This is a genomic window from Dokdonella sp., from assembly GCF_039926425.1.
In the GTDB taxonomy this organism is placed as follows: domain Bacteria; phylum Pseudomonadota; class Gammaproteobacteria; order Xanthomonadales; family Rhodanobacteraceae; genus Dokdonella_A.
Map to the genome: position 1 here is coordinate 1 of NZ_JBDSWZ010000253.1, position 6,110 is coordinate 6,110.

Annotated in this window: 5 protein-coding genes; 2 read left to right on the plus strand and 3 right to left on the minus strand. The window is 62.7% G+C overall.

Annotated features, from left to right (window positions below; translation table 11 throughout):
• Positions 1-1,877, plus strand: a 1,877-nt coding sequence (locus ABIV12_RS14635; protein WP_348060602.1) for a bifunctional 2',3'-cyclic-nucleotide 2'-phosphodiesterase/3'-nucleotidase, incomplete at its 5' end; no start/stop codon positions are given.
• Between the two features lie 28 nt (positions 1,878-1,905).
• On the opposite strand, the gene ABIV12_RS14640 is transcribed toward ABIV12_RS14635, so the two are convergent.
• Genes ABIV12_RS14640 through ABIV12_RS14650 form a run of 3 tightly spaced genes read right to left on the minus strand, consistent with a single transcriptional unit; the run spans position 1,906 to position 4,053 of the window.
• Positions 1,906-2,670 carry a molybdopterin-binding protein gene (locus tag ABIV12_RS14640; RefSeq protein WP_348060604.1) on the minus strand — a complete coding sequence of 255 codons (765 nt, stop codon included), beginning with the start codon at positions 2,668-2,670 and terminating at the stop codon, positions 1,906-1,908.
• Positions 2,657-3,532 (minus strand): cytochrome b/b6 domain-containing protein, encoded by an 876-nt coding sequence (locus ABIV12_RS14645; RefSeq protein ID WP_348060606.1) that lies wholly within the window; start codon positions 3,530-3,532, stop codon positions 2,657-2,659. Before ABIV12_RS14645 ends, ABIV12_RS14640 begins: the two co-directional genes overlap by 14 nt.
• Positions 3,533-3,591: 59 nt before the next feature.
• On the minus strand, positions 3,592-4,053 hold the full coding sequence (locus ABIV12_RS14650) for a DUF4399 domain-containing protein (RefSeq protein WP_348060608.1): 462 nt from the start codon (positions 4,051-4,053) through the stop codon (positions 3,592-3,594).
• A gap of 125 nt (positions 4,054-4,178) precedes the next feature.
• Between ABIV12_RS14650 and ABIV12_RS14655 the strand changes: the two genes are divergently transcribed.
• On the plus strand, positions 4,179-5,975 hold the full coding sequence (locus ABIV12_RS14655; RefSeq protein WP_348060610.1) for an ABC transporter ATP-binding protein/permease: 1,797 nt from the start codon (positions 4,179-4,181) through the stop codon (positions 5,973-5,975).
• The last annotated feature ends 135 nt before the right edge of the window (positions 5,976-6,110 follow it).

Sequence of the window (6,110 nt, forward strand, 5' to 3'; positions counted from 1 at the left end):
ACCTGCATTCGAACATCCTCGGCTACGATTACTACCGGGTCGGCGCGGATCCCTCGCTCGGATTCGAGCGCATGGCGACACTCGTGCGACAGGCGCGCAAGGAGTTTCCGAACACGCTGCTGTTCGATGCGGGCGACACGATCCAGGGCACGGCATTGGCCGACTACCAGGCGCTGGTGAAACCGGTCGGCTGCAATGAGGAACTGTCGATCTACCGCGTGATGGACGCTCTCGGCTACGACGGCGGCACCATTGGCAACCACGAATTCAACTATGGACTCGGGTTCCTGTCGCGGGTGACCGGCCATCCGATGCGCATCGACGGCGCAGATGTACAGTGCATGGGTCCGCACTATCCGCTCGTACTCGCGAACGTGCTTCGCAAAAGCGACGACCAGCCCATCTATCCGCCCTATGCCGTTCTTGACCGGACGTTGAAGGTGCACGATGCCGACGGCCGGGAGACCGTTGCGCCGATCCGCATCGGCATCATCGGGTTCACGCCGCCGACCATCGTCGATTGGGACCGCCGCAATCTTGAAGGCAAGGTGACGACCACGGGTCTGGTCGAAGCCGCACGCAAATATCTTCCGCAACTGCGTGCGGAGAAGGTCGATCTCGTCATCGCGATTTCACATGGCGGTCTCGATGTCGCGCCGTATGGCAGCGCAATGGAGAACGCGAACTGGTACCTGTCCGACGTGCCGGGCATCGATGCGCTGTTGCTCGGCCACTCGCATACCGCGTTCCCCGATCCGGCCAACGCGAAATCCCGGTTTGCGTCGATGCCCGACGTCGACAACCAGCGCGGCTTCGTACACGGCAAGCCGGCGGTGATGGGAAATTTCTGGGGCAAGAGCCTTGGCGTCATCGACATGGCTCTGGTGCACCGCGACGGCCGCTGGCAGATCGACGAATCCGGGACGCACTCGGAAGTGCGCAACATCCGCAACGTCGACGGCACCTTCGTTCCGCCGGATCCGGAAATCGAAACACTTGTGCGGGCGGTGCATCAGGAGACGATCGCGTACGTGTCGCAGCCGATCGGCGACAGCGATTTCGCGATGACCTCGTACTTCGCCGAGGTTGGCGGCATCACCGCGCTGCAACCGGTCAACGATGCGCAGCGCGAGTATGCGCAGCACTACATCGCCGCAAACCTTCCGCAGTACGCAGGAATTCCGGTGCTGTCGGCAGCAGCGCCGTTCAAGACGGGATTCAGTTCCGCGAACGACTACACGGACATCGCCGCCGGCCCGCTTGCGATCCACAGCGCCGCCGACCTTTATCTGTATCCGAACACGTTGACCGCGGTGAAGATCGACGGTGCGGCGGTCAAGGCGTGGCTCGAACACTCAGCCGGGATGTTCAACCGCATCGATCCGGCAAAACGGGAACCGCAGGACCTGATCAACCACAAATTTTCCGGCTACAACTTCGATGTGATCCAGGGCGACCTGACCTATGCGATCGACGTGACGAAGCCCCAGGGAGAACGGATCCGTGAGCTTGTCTGGAACGGCAAACCGGTCGATCCCGCGCAGGCGTTCATTGTCGTGACCAACAACTACCGTGCGAGTGGCGGCGGACATTTCCCGGGACTCGACGGCAGCAGTATCGTGCTCTCCGCGCCCGACGCGAATCGCGATGTGCTGATCGCGTGGGTGCGCGAACACCGGCATCTGACGCGCCGTGCGAATGGCAACGATCGCAAATGGCACTTTGCGCCAGTGCAGACCGCGGGTCCGATCGTGTTTACTTCGGCAACAGGCAAGCTCGGCGTGGCAACGAGCGATGGGCTGCGCGGAATCACCCTGCGCAAGGACAATGCGGATGGATCGGCGATTTATGCGATCGATCTGAACCAGACGCCGTGAATGTCGCGCGCGTCGCCTTGCACCGCAATCAGATCCCCGCGTACCACTCGTAACCCTGGTCTTCCCAGTAGCCGCCCTTGCCGCCTTCGATCGTGTCCAGCGACTCGACCAGATCGATCGCCATGATGTATTTCGCCATCTTGTAGCCGAGCTGGCGCTCGATGCGCACGCGAACCGGCGCACCGTTCGAGATCGGCAGCGGCGCGTCGTTGAGATCGTAGGCGAGGATCGTCTGCGGATGGTGGGCGTCCTCCAGATCGATGCTCTCGTAGTACAAAGGCCCATCCGGATCGTATTTGTCGGCGCAACGAAACACGACGTAGCGTGCAGCGGCACTCACTTCCGCGCGGTCGAGCAGTCCGCCGAGCGGAACCCCTTTCCATTTGCCAATCGCACTCCAGCCCTCGACGCAATCGTGGCGGGTGATCTGCGTACGCGATGGCAAAGCGCGAAGTTCGTCGAGCGACAACGAGAACGGTTTTGCGACCAGTCCACCGAAGGCGAGCCGATAGTCGCGAAAACCAGTGTCGACCATCGCGCGATAGGCCGCTTCCTGCGGATCGGTGCTCCCGTTCGGCTTGAAGCCGTGCGAAATATCCGCTTCGGTGTATTCGGGGGCGAGCGCCATTTTCGGCGTGAGAAGATGCTGAGCCGCACGCGTCAGGTTCTCGGCGCTGTCCAGCACCTTGCCGGCGCGCGGGTCTCGCGACAGCGCATCGCAGCCGCCCAGCAGCAGGGCGCCCGCGGCACCTGCGGCCTGGCGCATGAATCGGCGACGCTCATTTCGACTCATCGGTGTCTCCCTTTGCAACCTTGATCCGGAAACGCCCGGTGACGATCGACCGGATCTCGTTGGCCGCGCCACTGACCAGCACTTCGAACAGGTGCACCAGCAGGAACGCGACGAAGAATGCCGCGATGATGAAGTGGATCGTGCGCGCCGATTGACGCCCGCCGACGAGGTCGAGCACCCAGCCGAGCACGGTCGCCATCCGCGGCGACATCGCCAGTCCCATCAGAACGATCAATGGGCCAAGCACGAACGCGACAATCAGATAAGCGAGCTTCTGCAGCACGTTGTACCGCGCTGCCGCCTCTCCCTTGGGATGCCGCAGCAACGCATGATCGATGATCGATCGGCCGATGCCGCGCCAGTCGGTGCGGGTCGGCTTGAGGTCGCGCCGGAAATGCGGGCCGATCAGCGAATACCCGACGTACGCCAGTCCATTCAGAACGAACAGCCACGCGAAGAAGAAATGCCAGCGACGCGCCATTGCGAGCCACTGCGACCCGGGAATCGTCAGCCAGGTCGGAAATCCACGCGACTGGAGTTCTCCGTTGACCTTCGATGCACCGAGAACACCTGTCGTGTCGAACGCATGTCCGACAATCGTGGTCTGACCCCGCAGCTCACCATCCGGGGTCTGGAACGCTCCGAGTGCAAGCACTGGCCGATCGAAATCGGAGGTGTTTCCCCAGTACAGCGCCGGGTGGGCGTTGAAGATCTGCAAGCCGCTCAGCAGCAGCACGAACATCGCAAGCACGTTGATCCAGTGCATGAGACGGATCGGCAACGTGTGCCGGTAGATCGTGCGTGACTGATCCGGCCGGAACCGGACGTCGGCGAGCGTATCGGAGGAGTTTGGGTCGGGCACTCGGTTCTCCTTGCCGACAAGCGGCGATCGTGCAACTCAGGACCGCCGCCGCGCCACAATCATTTCACGTGGATCGTGATTTTCTTCGACGCGATCGGCGGATCGAACTGCATGTGCCGCGCATCGCCGAAGTCGAGCTGCAGCGTGTGGGTGCCCGGTTCCAGGTGCACGGTGTCGCTGGCCTGCGCCTTGCCGTAATGCTTGTGGGTGACATCGGCGGGAATGGGTGCGTCACCCGGCGGCAGGTCCTTGGCGTCGATCAGCAGGTGGTGATGTCCGCTGTTGGGCCTGGGTTCGGTCGCCGGCAGGAGCGCAATGCCCTCCACGCCGAATTCGACCGTCACGTCCTGACCGACCGTCGCACCATCCTTCGGCGAAACGATGGACACTTTCGCGCCCGCTGGCGCCTTTTCAGGCGTCATCGCGGATGCGGCTGTCTTGTCTTCCGCCCGTGCGGGCATCGCCCCCCCGACGAGGATGGCAAGGGCAAAGCCACAGGAAATCGATGAAATCGCTCGCATGGTGACACTCCGTTCGGAACACGAACCTGCATCATACGCGCGGCTTGCTAAACGGATTGCCATCTCTCGACGCAGCCCCCACATGAACCCGGCGCCGGACGGCGCGACCGGAGCTTTCGCAACCCATGACCGATACCCGATCCGCCAGCGCGTTCTCGATCCTGCGCCGCCTGTGGCCCGAGGTGTGGCGGTATCGCACGCGTGTCGGCATCGCCCTCGTTTTCCTCGTTGCCGGCAGACTCGCGAACATCGGCGTGCCGCTCATCATGAAAGACCTGGTCGACGCACTCGATCTCACACCGAAGCCGTTGCTGATTCCCGTGTTGCTGCTGCTGGCGTACGGTGGCCTGCGCCTGACCACGTCGCTGTTCCAGGAAATGCGCCAGATTGTTTTCGCGCGCGTGCTCGCACGAACGTCGCGCAACATCACGCTGCGCGTGTTCGACCACCTGCATGCGCTGTCGCTGCGTTTCCATCTGAATCGACGCACCGGCGGCGTCGCGCGCGATGTCGAGCGCGGGATGTCGGCGACTTCGGATCTGCTCGACTGGACGATCTATACCATTCTGCCGACGCTGCTCGAAGTGGTGCTGGTGTGCACGATTCTCGTCACGCGTTTCAACTGGACGTTTGCGGCGATCACGCTGGGCACCATCGCCGCCTACATGACGTTCACATTCTCGATCACCGAGTGGCGCCTGCGCTATTACCGGGCGGCCAACGCTGCAGATACGGAAGCGAACGAGCGCGCGGTGGATTCGCTGCTGAACTACGAAACCGTGAAGTATTTCGGCAACGAGCGCCACGAGCTGGGGCGCTACGACGATTGCCTCGTGCGCCTCGAGAACGCAACCGTCAAGAGCCTGAAGACACTCGCGGTGCTCAACATCGGACAATCGGCAATCGTTGCGGTCGGCCTGACGTTGCTGCTGTGGCGTGCTGCCGCCGGCGTGGTCGCCGGCACGATGACCCTCGGCGACTTCGTGCTGGTCAACGCATTCCTGATCCAGCTGTCGATCCCTCTCAACTTCCTCGGCATGGTCTACCGCGAGGTGAAGCAGGCGCTGATCAACCTCGAACGCATGTTCGCGCTGCTCGGCGAAGCACGCGAAGTGGAAAATGCGCCGGGCGCGAAGGCGCTGGCAGTGTCCGGTGCCGCTGTGCGATTCGAGCATGTCGACTTCGCTTACGATCCAGCGCGGCAGATTCTCAATGACGTCGACTTCGCCATTCCCGCCGGGCAAACCGTGGCCGTCGTCGGCACCACCGGGGCCGGAAAATCCACCCTCGCGCGGTTGCTGTTCCGCTTCTACGACACGACCGGCGGCCGCATCACCATCGACGGTCAGGATATCCGCGAAGTCACCCAGGATTCGCTGCGTGCGGCGATCGGCATCGTCCCGCAGGACACGGTGCTGTTCAACGACACGATCTACTACAACATCGCGTACGGTCGCCCCGATGCGAGCCGCGACGACGTGATTGCGGCAGCGCGCTCGGCGCATATCCACGATTTCGTCGAATCCTTGCCCGATGGCTACGATACGTCGGTCGGCGAGCGCGGCCTCAAGCTGTCGGGCGGCGAGAAGCAGCGCGTCGCGATCGCGCGCACTCTTCTGAAAAACCCGGCGATCCTGGTGTTCGACGAGGCAACCAGCGCACTCGACACACGCACCGAAAAAACGATCCAGCACGAGCTCGCGGCAATCGCCCGCGACCGCACCACGCTGGTGATCGCGCATCGACTGTCGACAATCATCGATGCCGACCAGATCCTCGTGATGGAGCACGGTCGAATCGTCGAACGCGGCACTCATCGCGAGCTTCTGGGGCAGGAAGGACGCTATGCTCGGTTGTGGGAACTGCAGCAACGGGAAGGTGGCGCCGTCGCCAGCGCGGATGAAATCTCCGTCCAAGCCTGACAATGGCGGTCAGTTTCCAGCGCGCGGGTCATCCACACAAAGGTCCTGCAGCCGGAATGCCACGGCATGGTCCTTGCTACAGCTGAACCGCTCGTCCACTACGGGACATCCCTTGAACACTCCCAAAGTCCACAC